The organism is Ruegeria sp. HKCCD6426, assembly GCF_057221115.1.
Genome location: NZ_JBWVBF010000004.1, coordinates 432,255 through 451,482 on the forward strand (window position 1 = coordinate 432,255; position 19,228 = coordinate 451,482).

Consider the following 19,228-nt stretch of genomic DNA (forward strand, 5'->3'; position numbering starts at 1 on the left):
ACTATTTGCGTACGTCCTTGGCCTTCTGCCCGACATATTTTGCCGTCAGTTCCGACGGAAGCTCATTCTCATCCCACACGCCGATCAGCACACCGGTGCCACCCTTTTCAGAACGCATGGCTTCCAGGTCTTTTTTTGACACTGTCGTACGCTGTGAGGTACGCCGGGCCCAAGCCCCCAGTCGCTCGTACATATCTCTGATAATGGCCTGATGCTCGGTTGACGCCCCCAGATCGTTCAACTCATTGGGGTCGTTTTCCAGATCAAACAGAATAGGCCGGTGATCAGTTTCAAAATGGATCAGTTTCCACCGCTGAGTAGCGACCATGAAGACCATGGCCTGATCCGGTGAAGCGCCCAGCAGTACAGCCTCGTTGTTTGTAGTGTAGTCCACCTCGCAGAACACGGCGTTTCTAGCCGTTTCAGTTGATTTGCCATGCAGGATCGGTAGCAGCGATTCACCTTCAAGGATGTGATCCGACGCCTCGCCCCCGGCAATTTCGAGGAATGTGGGCGCAAGATCGATGCTTTCGACCAGCGCATCGCACACCGTTCCGCGTGTCGAATCCGCCTCGGATGAAGGATCATAGATGATTAACGGCACGCGGATTGATGTCTCGTAGAAGAATGACTTCTCTCCCAGCCAGTGATCGCCCAGAAAATCCCCATGGTCTGAGGTTAACACGATCATCGTGTCTTCCATGCGGCCGGTTTCTTCCAGCCATTTGAACAGCACACCCATCTGATCATCGACCTGTTTGATCAACCCCATATAAGCGGGAACCACAGTGTCACGCACCTCATCCCGGGCAAACGCCTGGCTGACGCGGCTTTGCATGAACGCGTCCAGAACGGGATGCGGATTCTCCCGTTCGGCCTCAGACCGCGCGGCAGGCAGAACATGTTCGGGCCCGTACATGTCGTTGTATGGCGCCGGGACGATATAGGGCCAATGCGGTTTGATATAACTCAGGTGACAGCACCATGGGTCTTCCGCCTGCTGGATGAAATCCATTCCCCGTCGGGTCAGATAGGGTGTTTCACTATCATCCTCGGCGATGTTTGCGGCCTCGGACGCGTTCTTCATGAACCACCCGGACAGGACATTTCCGTCATCGTCGATGCCAGAGTTGGCATGGTCATGCCAGGGGTTGTCGCCGTCATAACCTGCGTCTTTCAGATAGGCATTGTACTGCAGGGCTCCATCGGGGTCGTATAAACCCTTGGGCCCCTCTGGCCGCATTCCGTCGTCGCGCTCAAATACATCAAAGCCACATTCGGCAATCCGCGCACCGATTACAGTATCCTTGCTGATGCCCAGACGTTCCATCCCCTCGAAATCCGGAGACATATGGGTTTTGCCGACCAGCCAGCACCCCATCCCCGCCTTTCTCAGGTGATCACCAAGCGTAACCTCTCCTACCTTCAAGGGGACGTTGTTCCAGGTGGCACCATGGCTTTGGGCATAGCGCCCGGTATAGAAGCACATCCGGGATGAGCCGCAGATCGGAGACTGGATATAGGCGCGGGTAAATCGAACGCCCATGTTGGCCAGCCGGTCGATATGCGGGGTGTGCAGATGGGGATGCCCGTAGCAGCTCAGGTAATCCCAGCGCAGCTGGTCAAACATGATGAACAGTATGTTTTTGGCCTTGGACATTTTCGTCTCCGTCTTCCCGACTGTACGGGCGGTTCATTCAGTGGCTAAGGGCGTCTCTCCACTCTCGCCGCACCTTGCACCGCAATTGGTCAACATCAAAGCTGTATCCACGTGGCCTTGAGGTTTTCGTATTTCTCCAACGCGTGCAGAGACTTGTCGGACCCGTTCCCCGATTGCCTGACCCCGCCCAACGGGGAAGTGACGTCCGAGCCAGCAAAGCAATTGACGTTAACCTGCCCCGATTTGATCTGTCGCGCCATTCGGTGCGCCCGCGACAAGTTTGACGTCCAAACGGCAGACGAGAGCCCGAACACGGTTTCATTTGCGATACTAATCGCCTCTTCCTCAGTCTGGAAACTGCGGGCAGCCAGGACAGGGCCGAAGACCTCGTTCTGCACGATGTTCATGTCCGGTCTCACGTCCCGCAAAACGGTGGGCTGGTGATAATACCCTCCGCTTTCAGCGAGCAGCGCATTGCCTCCGGTGCACAAGGTCGCCCCCTCGGACAGTGCCGCGGCCACAGCGTTTTTGGTTTTTTCCAATTGTGCCGCATTGGCCAAGGCACCAGTAGTATTTTCAAGCTTCAGCGGGTGACCGATTTTCATCGCTTCAGCATGCGCGCAGACCATCCCCAGAAACTCGTCATACACAGATCGTTCTACGGCCAGACGAGAGGCTGCTACACAGACTTGCCCATTGTTGCGGAAGATCGAAGCCGCTGTCTGCGCGGCGGCTACCTCCAAATCAGGCGCGTCCGCAAAGACCAGATTGGGCGATTTCCCACCGAGTTCGAGATAGATCCTCTTGAGGTTGGAGCGCCCGGAATACTCCATCAACTTCCGGCCAACGACACCCGAACCGGTAAATGCCAGAACATCGACATCCATGTGCAGGCCCAGCGCCTCACCCACAACCGGGCCGCGCCCGTTCACAAGGTTTAAGACACCCGGTGGCATTCCAGCCTCATGCGCCAGTTCTACGAATCTCATCGTCGACAGGCTTGCATCCTCCGAGGGTTTGAGCACCACTGAATTCCCCGCAGCCAACGCAGGCGCGACCTTCCACGCCCCGATCATCAACGGGAAATTCCATGGAATTATCACGCCAACAACGCCGACGGGTTCCTTGTGGATCAGAGACAGAACATCCGGACCGGTTGGAGTAATCTCGCCCGAACGCTTGTCGATGGCTTCTGCATAGTAGCGGATCGTGGTCGCTGCGGACAAAGGCTCGCCTTTCAGCGCCATACGGATGTCTGTGCCATTGTCCCGAACGCCCAGCACCGCGAGGTCCAGAGCATTGGCCTCGATCAGGTCGGCCCATTTCAGCAGCACGTTCTTACGCCCTGCTGGGGGCATCGCGGACCACATCCCCGCATCAAAGCTCTGACGCGCGGCGGCAACAGCACTATCCAGATCGCCTGCACTGCTGTCTGCCAACATGCTGAAAGGTCGGCCATCAATCGGGCTGGTAATTTCAAGTTCTTGACCGCTGGCCGCTGACTTGATCTGGCCATTTATGATGTTCAATGCCTTGGGGGCCGGAGCCTGCGCGATGGCATCAATGCGCTGCTGATCCAGTTGGGTCATGCCGGGTCCTTTGTATTTGTCAGGGAGTCAGTAATCTGCCCAACCATCGGTCGCAGTTTCTGCTGATTGGCCAGGGAACAAGGCCTGCAGCCTAGCAAAGGCGGTGTCGACCTCTTCCGCATCAGCGCGGATTGTGTGAATTGGAACCGTCCGTTCGTAGGCAGAACCTTTTGTCGGGAAAACCTGATCAATCGTCAGCAGTTCGGTATGCCGAAACCGGCACAGGTGTCCGAAGACGGCACGAACCACATTTTCATCATATTGCGCGTCACGCGTGTCATCGTTTTGTACACCGTTCCAGCGGTTATACAGCCTTCGCGATGCAAGCCAGAGGTCGCGTACGATATAGGGCGGCGCGTCCTTTTCCTCATGCGCGTTTCGCGGGTTGGCAAATGTCTCGGCTCGAAATTCTTCGATTTTCTGTCGCAAGCTATTTGTCGGGACAGGTACCAGTACAACGGTCTGATCCGACGCCAGCAAGTCTTCGATGGCGTCGTTCTGACTATGCAGCAGCTCGATAAACCGTCCGCCGATCACCGGGAGTTCGATGACCAGCAGGTGCTTTGGATCAGGATGCGTATCCTGCCATTTTTGCAGACCCTGTCGGACCCACAACCCAACAGCCTTTCGCACGCCGGGATGAGTGAGGTTATCCACTTCGGGGTAAAGCTCCAGCCATTTCGGCTGTTCGAATGCCTGCCGGGCGTCATCCCATTGCATCGTATGAACAACCCGGCCCACCTCATCCGCGAGGATCGTAAGTTGCTGAAATAGAAGACTTTTCCCTGTTCCCGGCAATCCCGCGATGAAAACAACGCGGCTGCTGGCCGCCGCGTTCAATGTTCTGCGGAGGTCCGAAGGTTCAGGAATAATGCAGTTGCTCAATCCGGGTCTCCTCAGCGGAATTGGTCAATGCTTGGCATGTCATCAAAAGGCACCTCGATCACGGTGGGCACATCATCCGTTGCTATGCCGCGCGCAATCGCGGATCGCAATTCGGCCGCGTTGGTTGCCCGTAATGCCTGCGCGCCAAAGCTTTCGACCATGCGGTAGAAATCGGGGTTCACCAGGTCAGTTGCGATAACACGGCCGCCATAATTGTTCTTTTGCATCTGCTGTACATTGCCGAACTGATTGTTATTGAACAACACCGTCACCAACGGGATCTTGTGCTGCACAGCCGTGGCCAGCTCTTGCACACTGAACATGAAACCGCCGTCGCCGGTGATCGAGACAACCGGTACGTCCGGACGGGCCACCTTGACGCCCAGCGCGGTTGGAAACCCATATCCCAACGTTCCCTGATACCCGGTCGAGATATAAGTGCGTGGGTTATAAACCGGATAAACGATGCGGCTGGCAAAACCCACCTGCGTCAGTTCATCAACAAAAATCCCATCTTCGCCCAGCTCCTCGCGGATGACGTTCAGATAACTGATCTGCGGCTCGAGCACGGCCGAGCGCTTTGCCCAATTTGCTTTTGCCTCCGACAGCTCGACCTGGCGCGAAGCGCGTGAACTGTTATACGTCTCCAAGCGATCCAGCAAAAACGGCACCGCTGCCTCGGCGCGCGAGGTGATCGCGATTGTTGGTTGCGCAAAGATCTCGTGAGTGGCCGGGTCGGTATCGATCCGAATGATATCCGGGTGATGCCCCTTTATCCATTTCCCCATTGGCACCCGCATGTTGCTGCCGATCGCCAGCACCACATCGGCCTTTTCCCACAATGGTCGAGCTGCCGGCAAGTGCAGCGAATAAGGGCTACGCGCATCGACAATACCCATCCCTGTCCGGTAACCGATCACGGGCGCCTGCAGAGTTTCGGCCAATCTGCGAATACTTGAGCTCGCGTCAACGGCTCCGCTTCCGACAAAGATCATCGGATTTTCCGCCCGCCCCAACAGTTTGGCCGCACGGTCAAGCGCCTCTTCGTCCAAAGCAGGCACATCCGGCACTAGAGATTTCTGGCTCAGATCGATCGGTCCCTGCGCGGCCAGAACATCCATCGGGATTTCCAGCCCGACCGGTCTAGGGCGGCCCGAGTCCATCTGACGGAACGCTTCGCCAATCAAACCAGAAATATCTTCGGGCCTTTCCGCCCGATCCGCCCATTTCGTAAGGTTTCGAAGGATCTGCAATTGCCCTTCAATCTCGTGCAACTCGCCCATCTGTCGCCCGATTTTGTGCGACGGAATTTGGCCGGTCAGGCAGAACACCTTGGCGTTCAGCGCGTAGGCCGTAGACAGGGCTGCGGTTGCGTTCAGCAATCCCGGCCCCGGCACTACATTGAAGACCGTCTTCTCACCTGTTGCCAGCGACGCCCCAAGTGCCATATAGGCCGCGCCCTGTTCGTGCCGTGTGTGAACGATCCGGAATTTTGACCTGTGGTCGTAAAAGGCGTTGTACAACCAATCGTTCTGAACCCCAGGCAGCCCAAAAACAGTCTTCACACCGTGATTGTGAAGCGAGAGAACAGCGGCCTCGCCGCCTGTCATTTCCTGTGTCATACGTGTTGTTCCAGAATTGTTGTCAGCGCGGCCAGCAGCCGTTGGTTATCTTCAGGTGTGCCCACCGTCGCCCGAATATGGTTGGGCAGGTTGAACGCAGGCCGCACCATGACCGCCTGCCGAACCAGTGCCTTGGTCAGGCTGTCGGCATCGTGGTCAGCAGGGCATTTAAACATCACGAAATTGGCCTGACTTCGCGTAGTTTCCAACCCAAGCTTCTGCAGGCCCAACGCCAGTTTGCCGCGTTCGGCATGGTTATTATCGACTGTTCGTGCCAGATGCTCGACATCTTTTAGGGCTGCAATTGCCGCCGCCATTCCTGCAGAGTTTACATGGAATGCCCGCTTGAGACGTTGAATTCTGGCGACTGTTTCGGGGCGCGCGATCCCGTATCCCAAGCGCATCCCCGCCAGCCCGTAAGCTTTTGAAAAACTGTGTACAATGACGATATTGCGACCGTCTTGGACATGTCGGATGGCGTCGGGCAGCCCATGTTCAGTGGCAAACTGAAAATAGACCTCATCATAAATCAGCGTCACATCTGGGGGCAGGGCATCCAATATGGCGCTCAGCGTGTCCTCACCGAACCACGTGCCGGTGGGATTGTTGGGGTTGCACAGATAGACCAGACGCGTCTCGGGTGTGATCTCTGCAAGAATACCCTCAACATCGACAGCATAGTCACTGCCGACAAGTTCGACTAACCCAATAGTCGCTGCCTTCTTTTTCAAAGACGCTGCATAAGCACCAAAACAGGGCGGGCAGATGATGGCTTCTGCGCCTTCCGTCAGGATTGCATCCTCGATCAGCGATAGAACCTCAACGCCGCTGTTTGCCGCAAAGAAGTGATCCCGGGTCAGCCCCCTCCCGTGAAAATCCGCCAATGCATCACACAGGGCCGAGTCATTGCGTTCAGGGTAGAGGTTGGCCTCTTTAATCGCGGCACGCGCCGCCTCTACGGCTTTGGGGGACGGGCCAAAAGGGTTTTCGTTCGACGAAAGCTTGGTGACCGGTTTGCCTTGCGTTAGCGCCTCTACATCTTTTGTCGACAGGCCCGCTTTGTATTCCATTGACGCAGCTTTAGTCATTCCGTTCGGCATCCTCTGTTCTTGACAACTTCACCCAGTCCAACTTCGAACCAGCGCAGTTTACGTTGACAGCACACTAGCAAATGGGCACTTACAGCTCTGTCCCCCGCAGAAGGGGACATGCCTGATATTTACCTGATCACAACGGCCTGTCGCGTTGCCATTCCCGGTGATCTTAAGCACCATGAAACAATGTCACTCGAGAACATCTTCAGTAGAAAAGAGACCCAGGAATTTCTGGAGATACTAACCCCGTGCCTGACGACGGCCGGCACTTCTGATTTCAACGTTCACTTCCTTGATCTGATTGAGCGTGTCGTCAAAGCCGACCAGTGCCTGATATTTTCCTACAAACGTGATCGCCCACAGTGTTACCTGTCCTTCAGTAAGCGGCAAAATCAGGCCGCGATGAACATCGCGCAGCGGTATCTGCGCGGGGAATATGCCGAAGACCCGATATTGACCGAAATTCAGCTGGTGAAACAGGACAGAAAGATGCGGGTGCTGACTTTGGCAGAGATCCGGGATCGAATGTCCTGCGAGTATTTTCAGAACTTCTTCACATCCACTGGCATTGCTGACAAAATTTCCGTCCTGTGCTGTGACGGTGAGGAAGTGCTGGGGATGAACTTCTACCGCTTCAAGGGAAATGGTCATTTCGGCATCAGCGAGGAGAACCTGCGCCGCGATTTCTGGACGCTGGTCTCAAAGATCGCATTGATGCACTATGCTGTCGGTCAGCCGGTCCAGTTGAAAAGCCCTCTCAACTCGTTATCTGGCCGCGAAAAGGACATTTGCGAAGGCATCCTAAAGGGGAAAACCGCGGATGCCATCGCGTGGGATTTGAATTTGGCACCAAGCACAGTCACCACTTATCGCAAACGCGCTTACCTAAAGCTGGGCGTAAACTCAAAATCAGCGCTTTTCGAACTGTGCGGTCACGGCTGATAAATTTCGGCCCGATAGGGGAACCATTTGTAGGGCCAACCGATTGCTCGGTTTTCCAAGCTGTGTCGCGAGTGTTCGATTGAATCCAGGGGAATCTGGCTTGTTTTCATCCGCGCTGCGCAAGAATCCTTATCTGAAGCGGCTCGGCCATCAGTTCATTTCAAATGGTCCCGCGCCTGTTGGGCCGATTGGCGGATGTTGCGCGCGAATACTGTTACGTCGATTTCCGTCGCTACAAATGTCGCGCCCTGATCGACGTAAGCCCGTTGCTGGTCCGGATCGAGAGTGAGAATACCAGCGGCCTTCCCGGCAACAGTGATTTTGCAGATGCAGTCCAGAATAGTCTCCTGAACTTCGTTGACATCAGCCTGCCCAAGATACCCCATGTCGGCGGCCAGATCGGCCGGGCCGATAAACACGCCATCAATGCCATCAATAGTCAGTATCTCATCCAAGGCTGCGACGCCCGCACGATTTTCGACTTGCACCAGTAGGCAGATTTCGTCGCCTGCGGTGGTCAGGTAGTCGTCAATCGCCGAAAAGCGCGATGCGCGCGCCAAGGAAGACCCTACCCCACGAACGCCGTGCGGAGGATATGTCACGTCACGCACCAGATCACGCGCCTGCTCGGCGCTTTCGACCATTGGAATAAGCAAGGTTTGTGCCCCGACATCCAGCAATTGTTTGATGATTCGGGTATCCCCAATTGGCGCGCGCACAGCCGCATGGTTGTCATAGGCTGCCAAAACCTGCAGTTGGGCGGTGATCGATCTGAGATCATTTGGCGCGTGCTCTCCGTCGATCAAGAGCCAGTCGAATCCAGCCGTTGCCGAGATCTCTGCCGCGTAAGGATCAGCTAGCCCAAGCCAGCACCCCAATTGCAGTTCACCCCGTTTCAGAGCAGCCTTGAATGGATTGTGTGGTGCGGGCATGAAAACCTCGTTCAAAGTTGTAGCGGGCAATGCCGACAATACTGAATTCAGTTTGAACCCGTATTCCGGCGGGCATCCAATAGTTCGGATGATACTACCGAACTTGATGTTATTACCCGACTCGATCTGTTGTCCATATAGCCCCGTAAGAAGCAGGCTTCTCAAGCTGAAGGCTGAATTCTCAACGTGTTCGCCGACACTTCCTAAACCACGCCGGGTTGTCTCATTCCGGCGTATTTTCACACTAAACAGTGTGCCGGGATTGCATTTTAGGGTCGTGCAAGCGGCCTTGTTGACGTGCGGTCGCGCCGAAAGAAACGAACTCTGATGATCTACGGTGTTGCAACTTTCAATTTGATTTGGATTATCAGATGCATGTTGACCGAAAAATTCGGTTACCCGCATTTCCTGCGGCAAACAATAATTGGGGAGACCAAGATGACTTTGAAACACCTGATGATCGCTGCCAGTGCGACCGCGCTTCTTGCCGCGGGTGCATCGGCAGAAACCTTGCGATGGGCCCGTGCCGGTGACGCGTTGACACTGGACCCCCATGCACAAAACGAAGGTCCGACCTCGGCGTTGGCGCATCAGATCATGGAAACGCTGGTCATGCGCGACCACTCCGGCGCGCTTGTGCCGTCGCTGGCCACGGAATGGGCACCGTCGGAAGACAACCCGAATGTCTGGGTTTTCAAGCTGCGCGAAGGCGTCACATTCCATGATGGCGCAGAGTTCGACAGTGAGGATGTCCTGTTCTCTCTGAACCGTGCCATGACACCGGATTCCGATTACAAGGAACTGCTGGCCTCGGTCAAAGGGGTGCGCGCACCTGACAAATACACGGTCGAGATCGAAACCAACGGTCCGAACCCGATCATGCCGAACAACCTGACCAACATGTTCATGATGGACAAAGGCTGGGCCGAGGCGAACAACGCGGTCAAGGTTCAGGATTACGAAGGCGGTGAAGACACCTTTGCAGCCAAGAACGCCAACGGCACCGGCCCCTACAAGCTGGTCAGCCGCGAGCCGGACGTGAAGACCGTGCTGGCCCTGAACGAAAACTATTGGGGCAAGGATGAGTTCCCGCTGCAGGTGACCGAGATCATCTATACCCCGATCCAGAACGCCGCGACCCGTGTTGCAGCACTGCTGTCGGGTGAGGTGGATATCATTCAGGACGTTCCGGTCCAGGATCTGGAACGCGTTGCAGGCACCGATGGTCTTGATGTGCGCACCGCGCCGCAGAACCGGGTGATCTTCTTTGGCATGAATATGGGCGATGCCGATCTGTCCTCGGACAGCGTCGATGGTGCGAACCCGCTGGCTGACGTGCGTGTGCGCCAGGCCATGTCCAAAGCTATCAACCGGGATGCGATCAAGCAGGTTGTGATGCGTGGCCAGTCGGCTCCCGCGGGTATGATTGCGCCGCCGTTCGTCAATGGCTGGGATGAAGGTATGGACAGCTCGTCCACGACCGATATCGAAGCGGCCAAGGCGCTGATGACAGAGGCCGGATATCCCGATGGCTTCTCGCTGACGCTGAACTGCCCGAACGACCGCTATATCAATGACGAAGCGATCTGTCAGGCGGCGGTCGGCATGCTGGCCCAGATCGGAATCACCGTGAACCTCGACGCCAAACCGAAGGCGCAGCACTTCCCGCTGCTCTCAAATTACGAGACCGATTTTTACATGCTGGGCTGGGGTGTTCCGACCTACGACTCGGAATACATCTTCAATTTCCTGGTTCATTCAAGGGATGATAAATACGGGTCGTGGAATGCCACGCGTTACAGCAACCCGGATCTGGACGCGAAAATTCAGGCGCTGGCCTCGGAAACCGATCTGCCGGCGCGTGACGCACAGATTGCCGAAATCTGGCAGGTTGTTCAGGACGAACAGCTTTATATTCCGATCCACCATCAGGTGCTGAACTGGGGCATGAAGTCGGGCGTCGGAACGATTGTCGAGCCGGAAGATTCTCCGAAAATTAAATATTTCACCATGAACTAAGGTGAGTTGCAGACAAGGGGGCAGGGCGCGGTTTCGCGCCCTGCTGCTTTTTGAGCTATGGTTTGAGTCCAAAACCGTTTGCGGGACAAGCAGGGAGTTATTGCCATGATCTTCAGGAACAGTGTCGTTGGTTTGGCCATGCTGGTCGCCAGCACGGCGCAAGCCGCCGAATTCAAGTGGGCGTCAACCACCGATCCGCAGACAATGGACCCTCATGCGGTAAACTCAGCACCTGTTCTGGGCTTCCTCAACAACGTCTACGAAGGGCTGGTCCGCCGTGGCAAGGATATGAGTGTCGAACCTGCACTGGCAGTTAGCTGGGAACCCATCGGTGAAGGTGAAGGTTGGAGGTTCAGGCTGCGCGAAGACGTCACCTTTCATGATGGAAGCAGTTTTGACGCGCAGGATGTTCTGTTCAGCTACCAGCGCGCTTCAAGCGAAGCGGCAGATACCCGCAGTTGGTTTGCCCCGATCAGTGAGGTGAACGTGGTGGACGATTTTACCGTCGACTTTATGACCACTGCACCAAATCCCCTGTTCCCGTCTTCGATTGCCAACTGGATGATCATGGATCAGGACTGGGCAGAAGCAAATGATGCCACTGAGCCCGACAAGGAAACTGGCAATTATGCCACCATCAACGCCAACGGCACCGGCGCTTTCAAAGTCACGGCGCGCGAGCCGGGTCTTAAAACCGTGCTCGAACCACACGAAGGCTGGTGGGGTGAGGTAGAGCACAACCTGACCCGAGCCGAATTCAACCCGGTTCAGAACCCCGCCACTGCCGTGGCCGCACTGCTATCCGGCGATGTCGACATGATAAACCCGGTTCCCATTCAGGACGTCGCTCGGTTGCAGAGCAACGGTGATGTCAACGTCATTCAGGGCATCGAAGCGCGTGTGATCATGCTTGGGTTTGATCATGAAGCAGAAAAGCTGAAATACTCTGATGACGCTGGGAAACCGAACCCGTTCCTTGATCCACGTGTACGACGGGCGGTGGCACAAGCGATCAATGTAGATGCTATTTTGGCTACCATCATGCGCGGTAATGCCGAACCCGCTTCTCAACTCGTCAGCCCGGCAATGAGCGGCTATTCCAAGGCGAAAGCCGACCGCCCCGTATTTGATGTCGAAGCCGCCAAGGCACTGTTGACCGAGGCAGGTTATAAAGACGGTTTCTCGTTCGGTCTTAAATGCCCAAATGACCGCTATCTGAATGACGAAGCCGTGTGTCAGGCCGTTGTCGGTATGCTGGCACAAATCGGGATTACCGCCGAACTCGACGCGATGCCGGTACGCAACTACTGGCCCGAGCTGCGTGAAGACAATTACGACATGTACCTGTTGGGCTGGAGTCCTGGCACCTTCGACGCCGAACACCCTGTCAGGTTCCTCGTGGCCACACCCAACGAAGAAAAGAAGCTAGGCAGTTGGAATTTCGGCGGTTTCTCGCATGAACGGGTCGATGAGCTTTTGCCGAAAATCCAGTCCGAACTGGAAGCCAACAAACGGCAAGCGATGCTGGACGAAGTCGCACAGATTATTCAGGACGAACAGGTCTATGTTCCAATGTATGTCCAGCCACTGGTCTGGGGTACGCGCAACAATGTGGAATTGACCCAACGCCCCGACAACTTTTTGATTCTGCGCTGGGTCTCGGTGAACTGATCCGATGGGGTTGATGATCGCGGGCCAGTATCACCCTGATGACCCAGCCCCCGATACGAAGCTTGACGGCGAATACCGCCGTCAGGTCTCGACCATACGAAACCCACTTCCCGACAAGCCGTATACGCCGGGTCGTTTTCATCTGTACGCGGCATGGAATTGCCCCTGGGCTCATCGCGTACTGCTGACGCGAGCTGTGAAGGGGTTGGATGATCTTATCACGGTCGCTTACGCCAAACCACGCCGCACGTTAGATGGCTGGGTCTTCGAGGACGGTGCCGATGATCAATTCGACGCGACAGCCCTGCATCAAGTCTATGCCCGCATTGAGCCTGCCTATACCGGGCGGATCACTGTACCTCTTCTGTGGGACCGCGTTGAAAACAGAGCCGTTTCGAACGAGTCTGCCGATCTGGTCCGAATGCTGGGTACTCTGCCCGACTTCGGCCCGAACCTGGCGCCACAGGAAAAGCTGCCTGAAATAGAAAACTGGAACGCAAAGATCTACCCGCGTCTCAATAACGGGGTCTATAGGGCCGGTTTCGCGCGAACTCAGGATGCTTACGAGGCAGGCGTTCGAGATGTATTTGGGATGCTGGACGAGCTTGAAAGCCACCTCTCCGAGAACCGATTTCTGTGTGGAGACACCCTGACAGAAGCCGACCTGCGCTTATTCCCGACCCTAGCCCGGTTCGATGTGGCTTATCATTATGCGTTCAAATGCAATGTGCGTCGATTGACCGACTACCCCAATCTGTGGGGATATGCACGTGACCTCTATGCCCGTCCGGAAATTGCCCAAACCGTAAAGTTCGAAATCTACAAAAAGGGTTACTTTTCGCCTTCGGAATTGCGCAACCCCCTGGGCATCGTTCCCTTGGGCCCCGACGTCAACTGGAGCACACCGCACAATCGGGGCACTTAGGCTTGGCTGGTGACTTGACCGTCCGGTCGGGGAAAGCATAGACAGACAGACCAACGGGGAAAAAGAATGTTCGCATATATAGTCCGTAGAATGTTCCAGTCTGTGATCGTGTTGTTGGTCGTGGGTCTGGTGGCGTTTTCGATGTTTCGCTTTGTCGGCGATCCGATTGACAACATGCTTGGGCAGGAACGCACGCAAGCCGATATCGACCGGCTAAGGACCGAACTTGGCTTGGACCAACCCTTTCCGGTCCAATATTTCAAGTTCCTGAAAGGTGCGGCTCAGGGCAATTTCGGGGTCTCATACCGCCAAGGTCGCCCGGTTTCCACGATCATCGCCGAACGTGCGCCTGCAACGCTGGAGTTGGCTTTTGTTTCGGGCTTTCTGGCCATCACCATGGGTATCGCATTGGGTGTTTTCACCGCCATACGACGACAAGGTATTGCGGCCAATGTAATTATGACTGTCAGTTTGATTGGCGTCTCGTTGCCCACCTTCCTGATCGGGATTTTGTTAATCTACATATTCTCGGTTGAGCTTGACCTCTTGCCGAGTTTTGGCAGGGGCGAGACCGTGATGATAGGCAACTGGTCCACTGGCTTCCTGACGACCTCTGGCCTGAAAGCGCTGATTTTACCGGCAATCACTTTGGGTCTGTACCAGATGACACTGATCATGCGACTGGTCCGATCTGAAATGCTTGAAGTTTTGCGCGCTGACTACGTCCGCTTTGCCCGCGCTCGCGGGTTGTCGGACCGGGTGATCAATTTCCGTCATGCGCTGAAGAATACTCTGGTGCCAGTAATCACAATCACCGGCCTTCAGCTGGGCTCGATCATCGCCTTTGCCATCATCACCGAAACGGTGTTCCAGTGGCCCGGCGTCGGGTTGCTGTTCATCAACGCGATCCAGTTCGTCGATATCCCAGTAATGGCTGCTTATCTGATGCTGATTTCGGTGATGTTCGTCACGATCAACCTGATCGTGGATCTTCTGTACTATGCCATTGACCCGCGCCTGCGTGTCGACGCGAGGGCCACATGACCGATACAACCGAAAACCCGAAAGCCATGTCCAAGTCGCGCCTGGCCAAGCTCTGGGACAGCGATTTTGCATGGTCCTTCCGCCATTCTCCGATGGCCATCATCGCCTCGTTGGTTGTTGTGATCCTTGTGCTGGCCGCAGTCTTTGCGCCACTGATTGCACCGTACAACCCGTTCGACCCGGCAACGCTGAACCTGATGAACGGGTTCACGCCGCCCGGCACTCCCAACGCATTTACGCAGGAAACATTTCTGCTGGGCACAGACGATCAAGGCCGAGATGTGTTCTCGACCATCCTGTATGGCATGCGCATCTCGCTGTTCGTGGGCGCCGCAGCCGTGTTTCTGGCCCTCATCATCGGTGTGATCCTAGGGCTGGTGGCTGCGTATTTCGGCGGCTGGATTGAAACTCTGATCATGCGGATTGCGGATGTGCAGCTGACTTTTCCGGCTATTCTGGTGGCGATGCTGATCTTCGGCATTGCCAAAGGCGTGACACCGCCGGAATACCGTGACGAGATGGCTATCTATGTGCTGATCATCGCCATCGCCTTGTCGGATTGGGTACAATTCGCACGCGTTGTGCGTGGCGCGGCACTGGTCGAAAAGAATAAGGAATACGTTCAGGCCGCCCGTCTTATTGGCCGTGGTCCGATCCCAATCATGTTCCGCCACATCCTGCCAAATGTCCTCAGCCCGGTTTTGGTAATCGCAACGATCTCGCTGGCACTGGCTATCATCGCCGAGGCAACGCTCAGCTTTCTTGGCGTAGGTGCTCCTCCGACCCAGCCGTCGCTAGGTACGCTGATCCGTATCGGGCAGGGTTTTCTGTTTTCGGGTGAGTGGTGGATCCTGTTTTTCCCAGCCTGCACGCTGCTGGCCCTTGCACTGTCGGTCAACTTGCTGGGCGACTGGCTGCGCGATGCACTAAACCCCAAATTACGGTGACGTTGATGAGCCTTCTAACAATCCAGAACCTCACCGTTGAATTCCCAACCCGTCGCCGGCTTTTTACGGCGGTGGACCATGCGGACCTGTCCGTCGAACCCGGCGAAATCCACGGGCTGGTCGGCGAATCCGGTGCGGGTAAATCCACCATTGGCGCGGCGGTCATGGGCCTGCTGGAACGTCCCGGCCGCATTGCCAGCGGCGAAATCAAGCTGGGCGGAGACCAGATCAGCGGCCTGGATGCCGAGGCCATGCGTGGGCTGCGCGGTAAGAAAATCTCGATGATTTTTCAGGATCCGCTGACCTCTTTGAACCCTTTGTTCACGGTCGGCGAACAGCTGACTGAAACGATCCAGGCCCATCTGGGAGGGTCCGAGGCAGACGCCAAGAAACGCGCACACGACCTGATTGACCGGGTCGGTATCCCTGACCCGGATACGCGACTGGACCAGTATCCGCACCAGTTTTCCGGCGGGATGCGGCAGCGGGTGGTCATCGCGTTGGCCTTATGCACCGAACCGGACGTGATCATCGCGGACGAACCGACCACCGCGCTGGACGTATCAGTGCAGGCGCAAATACTGGACCTGATCAAGGAACTGGCGCGTGAACGGCAAGTGGGAGTCATTCTGATCACCCATGACATGGGCGTGATCGCGGATACCACGGATCGGGTGACGGTGATGTATGACGGCAAAGTCGTAGAAAGCGGCGCGACGTCACAGGTTATGGGCCGCCCCGAGCATCCATATACCAAGTCACTGATCGCGGCAGTTCCGCGGCCCACGTTGAAACTGCACCGTTTTCCGCAGATCAGCTATGGCGGTCGCGAAACGCGGTTCGCCATCGAAGATATGGCGCGCCACTGGCCGAAGCAGGAGAATGACAAATCCAAACCAGTGTTCGAGATCCGCAACATCTCGAAACACTTCTTGCAGCGCCGTGGTCTGTTGCCTTGGGATCGTACTTATTTCACAGCGGTGGACGATGTCAGCTTTGACATTGAAGCAGGCGAAGTATTTGGTGTCGTAGGGGAATCCGGGTCTGGAAAGTCCACGGTTGCACGTATGATCGCGGGGCTCTATCCGGTTGACGGCGGGTCCATCACGTTTGACGGCAAGGTGGTCAGTGACCTGAGCGACAAGGCCGGTCTGGACGCTTATCGCAAGAACATCCAGATGATCTTTCAAGACCCGTATTCATCATTAAACCCACGCATGCGCGTCGACGAAATCGTCGCCGAGCCGATCCGTCATCACCGCCTGATGCAGGGCTCCGATGTCAAACGCCGGGTGGATGAGTTGTTGGATCAAGTCGGCCTCGGATCCGAGGCCGGGTTGAAATACCCACACGAGTTTTCGGGCGGTCAGAGGCAGCGGATTTCGATCGCTCGTGCTTTGGCGACGCAACCGCGTTTCCTGATCTGTGATGAGCCGACAAGCGCGCTGGACGTATCAATTCAGGCGCAGATTCTGAACATCCTGAAGGACTTGCAGGAGCATCTGGGGCTGACCATGCTGTTCATCAGCCATGACCTGCCAGTGGTCCGGCAGATGTGCGACCGGGTTGCGGTCATGAAACAAGGTCAGATGGTTGAGATTCAAGAGACCGATGACCTGTTTGCCAATCCGCAGACCGAGTATGCCAGGGAGTTGTTGACCTTGATGCCCAAACTTGACGACCTGTCGGTTGAAGGTCTAGGCGTCGAAGCCTGACGGCAGCAAACGCCTGACACTGGAGAGAACTGAAACCTGCCAACCCGGCAGGTTGTTCATCCCCGACAAAATCCGATCTCATTGTATTCGGTATTAGCCACCAAACCGCAAAGGTGGCGGTTGAATTAATTGACCGATGCGATGATGTTGTCCGGGATTAATCCTGATCAAGACGACACAGTGCCATTGTGCTGGGGTTCTTCTAAGTCAAGCGGGCGGTTATCTGCACTGACGCGGATGAAAGAGGGCCAAGCAGGCCAATGGCCTTCGCCTATTCCGAAAACACGTCAAACGCCTTGAGCGCCTTCGCGCTGTAGGCATAAGATGGCCCGCCTCCCATGTAGGTCGCCATGGCCAATGCCTCGCACATTTCTGCGCGGGTCGCCCCAAGTCGGACAAGCGAACGCACGTGAAAACCAATGCAGCTATCGCAGCGCGTAGCGACGGCGATGCCCAGCGCCATGAACTCCTTGGTCTTCTCGCTCAGCGCACCGTCCGTTTTGGCGGCCTTACCCATAATACCGAACCCGCGCACAGTTTCAGGAACCTCTTTCGAGAACGTGCCTATATTGGCCTCGGTTTCGGCCATGAAGTCCTTCCAGTCCATCCTAACAACTCCTTATCCGCGCTCGTCTGCGCCCATGCGCCGTTCCAACCAGCGCACACCAGCGCTGATGATCAGCACCAGCACCAGGTATTCAAAAATCAGCAGAGTATAGATTTCCAATGGGCGGTATTCGGTCACCACAAGCTCATTAGCGCGACGCGTCAGTTCCTGCATCCCGATGACACTGGCAAAGGCGCTCATCTTGACGATGTATATGAACTGGTTGGCCAAAGGGGGTAGAATGCGCCGGATCGCCTGCGGCAGGATCACGTAGCGCATGGTCTGAACGTAGTTCAGCCCGATGGTTTGCGCCGCCTCGCTTTGGCCTTTGGCGATGGATTGTATACCTGCACGATAAATTTCGGCGGTAAAGGCGCTGTCAGATATCGCGAGCGTGATGATCGCGCCCCAGAACGGATCAATCGGGATGTTCATGCCCATCGACTGAAACACGATCGGTAGGCCGTAGAAAACCCAGAACAACATCGGCAGCAACGGAATCGAGCGGACGAACTCTACATAGACCCGATTGACCAGACGCCAGCCGCGCTTTTCCGAAAGCCCCGGCAGGGCCACCAGCAACCCGACAACAATCGACATTATTGCAGCAATCAGAGAAATCTGGATCGTCGCGCCCATACCCGAGACCAGAAATTTTACGTTGGTCCAGCCCGATGGCTTGGTCGGGTCGATCACATACCAGCCCCAGGTCTGGGACGAGGAACACCCCGCCAGAAGCAGGACAAGAGGCAAAAGAACAAGAGGTTTTTTCATTGGCGCCACTCAGTGCTGCAATATCTGACTCAGGAACTTCTGACACCGCTCGGACTGAGGATTGGTGAAGAAATGTTCGGGCTTTCCTTGTTCGACGATCTCGCCCGCATCCATGAAAATCATCTTGTCCGCGACTTTTCGGGCAAACCCCATTTCATGGGTGACGACAACCATGGTCATCCCCTCCTCGGCTAGCTCCACCATGACTTCCAAAACTTCGGAAATCATCTCGGGGTCGAGTGCCGAAGTGGGCTCATCAAACAGCAGAACCCGAGGTTCCATGCACAGAGATCGGGCAATTGCCACGCGCTGCTGCTGTCCGCCGGACAATTGAATGGGGCGTTTTTCCGCTTGGTCGGGGATGTGGACGCGCTCGAGATAATGGCGCGCCCTTTCCTCGGCATCCTTGCGACTAAGCCCCCTGGCCTTGATCGGGCCAAGGGTCAGGTTTTCAAGAACCGTAAGGTGCGGAAACAGGTTGAACTGCTGAAACACCATCCCGACCTCGGACCGGATTCTGGCCGCCGATTTAGGGTCATCGGTCAGTTCCAACCCATCAATCCGAATGGTACCTTTCTGGTGTTTTTCCAGCTGGTTGATACAGCGCACAACTGTAGACTTACCCGAACCCGATGGGCCGCAGATCACGACTTTTTCACCGCTGGCAACCGTGAGATTGATATCTTTGAGCACATGGAATGTGTCAAACCACTTGTTAACATCAACAAGCTCGATTGCGGCGTCTGGCATTGACTGAACTGCCCTTATTTTATTCTCAGTGGAATATTTTCTTGAGGTTATC

At 55.8% G+C, this 19,228-nt stretch carries 16 protein-coding genes; 7 read left to right on the forward strand and 9 right to left on the reverse strand.

Features of this window, described 5'->3' with window-relative positions; genetic code table 11:
- Nucleotide 1: 1 nt before the first annotated feature.
- The 5 genes from AC2TDA_RS14845 to AC2TDA_RS14865 all read right to left on the reverse strand — a co-directional run bounded on the left by AC2TDA_RS14845 (nucleotide 2) and on the right by AC2TDA_RS14865 (nucleotide 6,844).
- The gene (locus tag AC2TDA_RS14845; RefSeq protein WP_480877183.1) at nucleotides 2-1,660 is read right to left on the reverse strand and encodes an alkaline phosphatase family protein; all 1,659 of its coding nucleotides are present in this window, start codon (nucleotides 1,658-1,660) and stop codon (nucleotides 2-4) included.
- Nucleotides 1,661-1,755: 95 nt separating this feature from the next.
- On the reverse strand, nucleotides 1,756-3,249 hold the full coding sequence (locus AC2TDA_RS14850; protein WP_480849276.1) for an aldehyde dehydrogenase family protein: 1,494 nt from the start codon (nucleotides 3,247-3,249) through the stop codon (nucleotides 1,756-1,758).
- 27 nt (nucleotides 3,250-3,276) lie between these two features.
- Nucleotides 3,277-4,134, reverse strand: coding sequence for a hypothetical protein (locus AC2TDA_RS14855; protein ID WP_480877186.1), 858 nt, complete (start codon nucleotides 4,132-4,134; stop codon nucleotides 3,277-3,279).
- A gap of 11 nt (nucleotides 4,135-4,145) precedes the next feature.
- Nucleotides 4,146-5,756 carry a thiamine pyrophosphate-dependent enzyme gene (locus AC2TDA_RS14860; protein ID WP_480877188.1) on the reverse strand — a complete coding sequence of 537 codons (1,611 nt, stop codon included), beginning with the start codon at nucleotides 5,754-5,756 and terminating at the stop codon, nucleotides 4,146-4,148.
- Nucleotides 5,753-6,844 carry a pyridoxal phosphate-dependent aminotransferase gene (locus AC2TDA_RS14865; RefSeq protein WP_480877190.1) on the reverse strand — a complete coding sequence of 364 codons (1,092 nt, stop codon included), beginning with the start codon at nucleotides 6,842-6,844 and terminating at the stop codon, nucleotides 5,753-5,755. Before AC2TDA_RS14865 ends, AC2TDA_RS14860 begins: the two co-directional genes overlap by 4 nt.
- A gap of 120 nt (nucleotides 6,845-6,964) precedes the next feature.
- On the opposite strand from AC2TDA_RS14865, the gene AC2TDA_RS14870 reads away from it, so the two are divergent.
- Nucleotides 6,965-7,792: a helix-turn-helix transcriptional regulator gene (locus AC2TDA_RS14870; RefSeq protein ID WP_480877192.1), complete on the forward strand. Its 828-nt coding sequence runs from the start codon at nucleotides 6,965-6,967 to the stop codon at nucleotides 7,790-7,792.
- Nucleotides 7,793-7,947: 155 nt separating this feature from the next.
- On the opposite strand, the gene AC2TDA_RS14875 is transcribed toward AC2TDA_RS14870, so the two are convergent.
- On the reverse strand, nucleotides 7,948-8,724 hold the full coding sequence (locus AC2TDA_RS14875; protein ID WP_480877195.1) for an aldolase/citrate lyase family protein: 777 nt from the start codon (nucleotides 8,722-8,724) through the stop codon (nucleotides 7,948-7,950).
- Nucleotides 8,725-9,162: 438 nt separating this feature from the next.
- Here AC2TDA_RS14875 and AC2TDA_RS14880 point away from each other — a divergent pair, with 438 nt between their 5' ends.
- From AC2TDA_RS14880 to AC2TDA_RS14905, 6 genes are all read left to right on the forward strand, one after another.
- Nucleotides 9,163-10,743: an ABC transporter substrate-binding protein gene (locus tag AC2TDA_RS14880; protein WP_480849286.1), complete on the forward strand. Its 1,581-nt coding sequence runs from the start codon at nucleotides 9,163-9,165 to the stop codon at nucleotides 10,741-10,743.
- A 105-nt stretch (nucleotides 10,744-10,848) separates the two neighbouring features.
- Nucleotides 10,849-12,414 carry an ABC transporter substrate-binding protein gene (locus tag AC2TDA_RS14885; protein ID WP_480877198.1) on the forward strand — a complete coding sequence of 522 codons (1,566 nt, stop codon included), beginning with the start codon at nucleotides 10,849-10,851 and terminating at the stop codon, nucleotides 12,412-12,414.
- 4 nt (nucleotides 12,415-12,418) lie between these two features.
- Complete coding sequence (locus tag AC2TDA_RS14890) at nucleotides 12,419-13,339, forward strand: glutathione S-transferase family protein (RefSeq protein ID WP_480877201.1); 921 nt, start codon at nucleotides 12,419-12,421, stop codon at nucleotides 13,337-13,339.
- 66 nt (nucleotides 13,340-13,405) lie between these two features.
- Nucleotides 13,406-14,383 (forward strand): ABC transporter permease, encoded by a 978-nt coding sequence (locus tag AC2TDA_RS14895; RefSeq protein ID WP_480849291.1) that lies wholly within the window; start codon nucleotides 13,406-13,408, stop codon nucleotides 14,381-14,383.
- Nucleotides 14,380-15,330, forward strand: coding sequence for an ABC transporter permease (locus tag AC2TDA_RS14900; RefSeq protein ID WP_480877203.1), 951 nt, complete (start codon nucleotides 14,380-14,382; stop codon nucleotides 15,328-15,330). The genes AC2TDA_RS14895 and AC2TDA_RS14900 overlap by 4 nt, the downstream gene beginning before the upstream one ends.
- 5 nt (nucleotides 15,331-15,335) lie before the next feature.
- Complete coding sequence (locus AC2TDA_RS14905) at nucleotides 15,336-17,045, forward strand: ABC transporter ATP-binding protein (RefSeq protein WP_480877206.1); 1,710 nt, start codon at nucleotides 15,336-15,338, stop codon at nucleotides 17,043-17,045.
- Between the two features lie 271 nt (nucleotides 17,046-17,316).
- On the opposite strand, the gene AC2TDA_RS14910 is transcribed toward AC2TDA_RS14905, so the two are convergent.
- From AC2TDA_RS14910 to AC2TDA_RS14920, 3 genes are read right to left on the reverse strand one after another with little or no spacing between them, the layout of a single operon-like run.
- Nucleotides 17,317-17,652 (reverse strand): carboxymuconolactone decarboxylase family protein, encoded by a 336-nt coding sequence (locus AC2TDA_RS14910; RefSeq protein WP_480849297.1) that lies wholly within the window; start codon nucleotides 17,650-17,652, stop codon nucleotides 17,317-17,319.
- Nucleotides 17,653-17,664: 12 nt separating this feature from the next.
- Entirely contained in the window at nucleotides 17,665-18,426 is a 762-nt protein-coding gene (locus AC2TDA_RS14915) for an amino acid ABC transporter permease (protein WP_480849298.1), read from the reverse strand.
- 9 nt (nucleotides 18,427-18,435) lie between these two features.
- The gene (locus AC2TDA_RS14920; protein ID WP_480849300.1) at nucleotides 18,436-19,176 is read right to left on the reverse strand and encodes an amino acid ABC transporter ATP-binding protein; all 741 of its coding nucleotides are present in this window, start codon (nucleotides 19,174-19,176) and stop codon (nucleotides 18,436-18,438) included.
- Between the last annotated feature and the right edge of the window lie 52 nt (nucleotides 19,177-19,228).

Excerpts from the sequence above, each read along its gene's own strand:
- AC2TDA_RS14845 (WP_480877183.1), bottom strand. The coding sequence starts at position 1,660 with ATGTCCAAGGCCAAAAACATACTGTTCATCATGTTTGACCAGCTGCGC.
- AC2TDA_RS14850 (WP_480849276.1), bottom strand. The coding sequence starts at position 3,249 with ATGACCCAACTGGATCAGCAGCGCATTGATGCCATCGCGCAGGCTCCG.
- AC2TDA_RS14860 (WP_480877188.1), bottom strand. The coding sequence starts at position 5,756 with ATGACACAGGAAATGACAGGCGGCGAGGCCGCTGTTCTCTCGCTTCAC.
- AC2TDA_RS14865 (WP_480877190.1), bottom strand. The coding sequence starts at position 6,844 with ATGACTAAAGCTGCGTCAATGGAATACAAAGCGGGCCTGTCGACAAAA.
- AC2TDA_RS14870 (WP_480877192.1), top strand. The coding sequence starts at position 6,965 with ATGCCTGATATTTACCTGATCACAACGGCCTGTCGCGTTGCCATTCCC.
- AC2TDA_RS14875 (WP_480877195.1), bottom strand. The coding sequence starts at position 8,724 with ATGCCCGCACCACACAATCCATTCAAGGCTGCTCTGAAACGGGGTGAA.
- AC2TDA_RS14880 (WP_480849286.1), top strand. The coding sequence starts at position 9,163 with ATGACTTTGAAACACCTGATGATCGCTGCCAGTGCGACCGCGCTTCTT.
- AC2TDA_RS14885 (WP_480877198.1), top strand. The coding sequence starts at position 10,849 with ATGATCTTCAGGAACAGTGTCGTTGGTTTGGCCATGCTGGTCGCCAGC.
- AC2TDA_RS14890 (WP_480877201.1), top strand. The coding sequence starts at position 12,419 with ATGGGGTTGATGATCGCGGGCCAGTATCACCCTGATGACCCAGCCCCC.
- AC2TDA_RS14895 (WP_480849291.1), top strand. The coding sequence starts at position 13,406 with ATGTTCGCATATATAGTCCGTAGAATGTTCCAGTCTGTGATCGTGTTG.
- AC2TDA_RS14900 (WP_480877203.1), top strand. The coding sequence starts at position 14,380 with ATGACCGATACAACCGAAAACCCGAAAGCCATGTCCAAGTCGCGCCTG.
- AC2TDA_RS14905 (WP_480877206.1), top strand. The coding sequence starts at position 15,336 with ATGAGCCTTCTAACAATCCAGAACCTCACCGTTGAATTCCCAACCCGT.
- AC2TDA_RS14910 (WP_480849297.1), bottom strand. The coding sequence starts at position 17,652 with ATGGACTGGAAGGACTTCATGGCCGAAACCGAGGCCAATATAGGCACG.
- AC2TDA_RS14915 (WP_480849298.1), bottom strand. The coding sequence starts at position 18,426 with ATGAAAAAACCTCTTGTTCTTTTGCCTCTTGTCCTGCTTCTGGCGGGG.
- AC2TDA_RS14920 (WP_480849300.1), bottom strand. The coding sequence starts at position 19,176 with ATGCCAGACGCCGCAATCGAGCTTGTTGATGTTAACAAGTGGTTTGAC.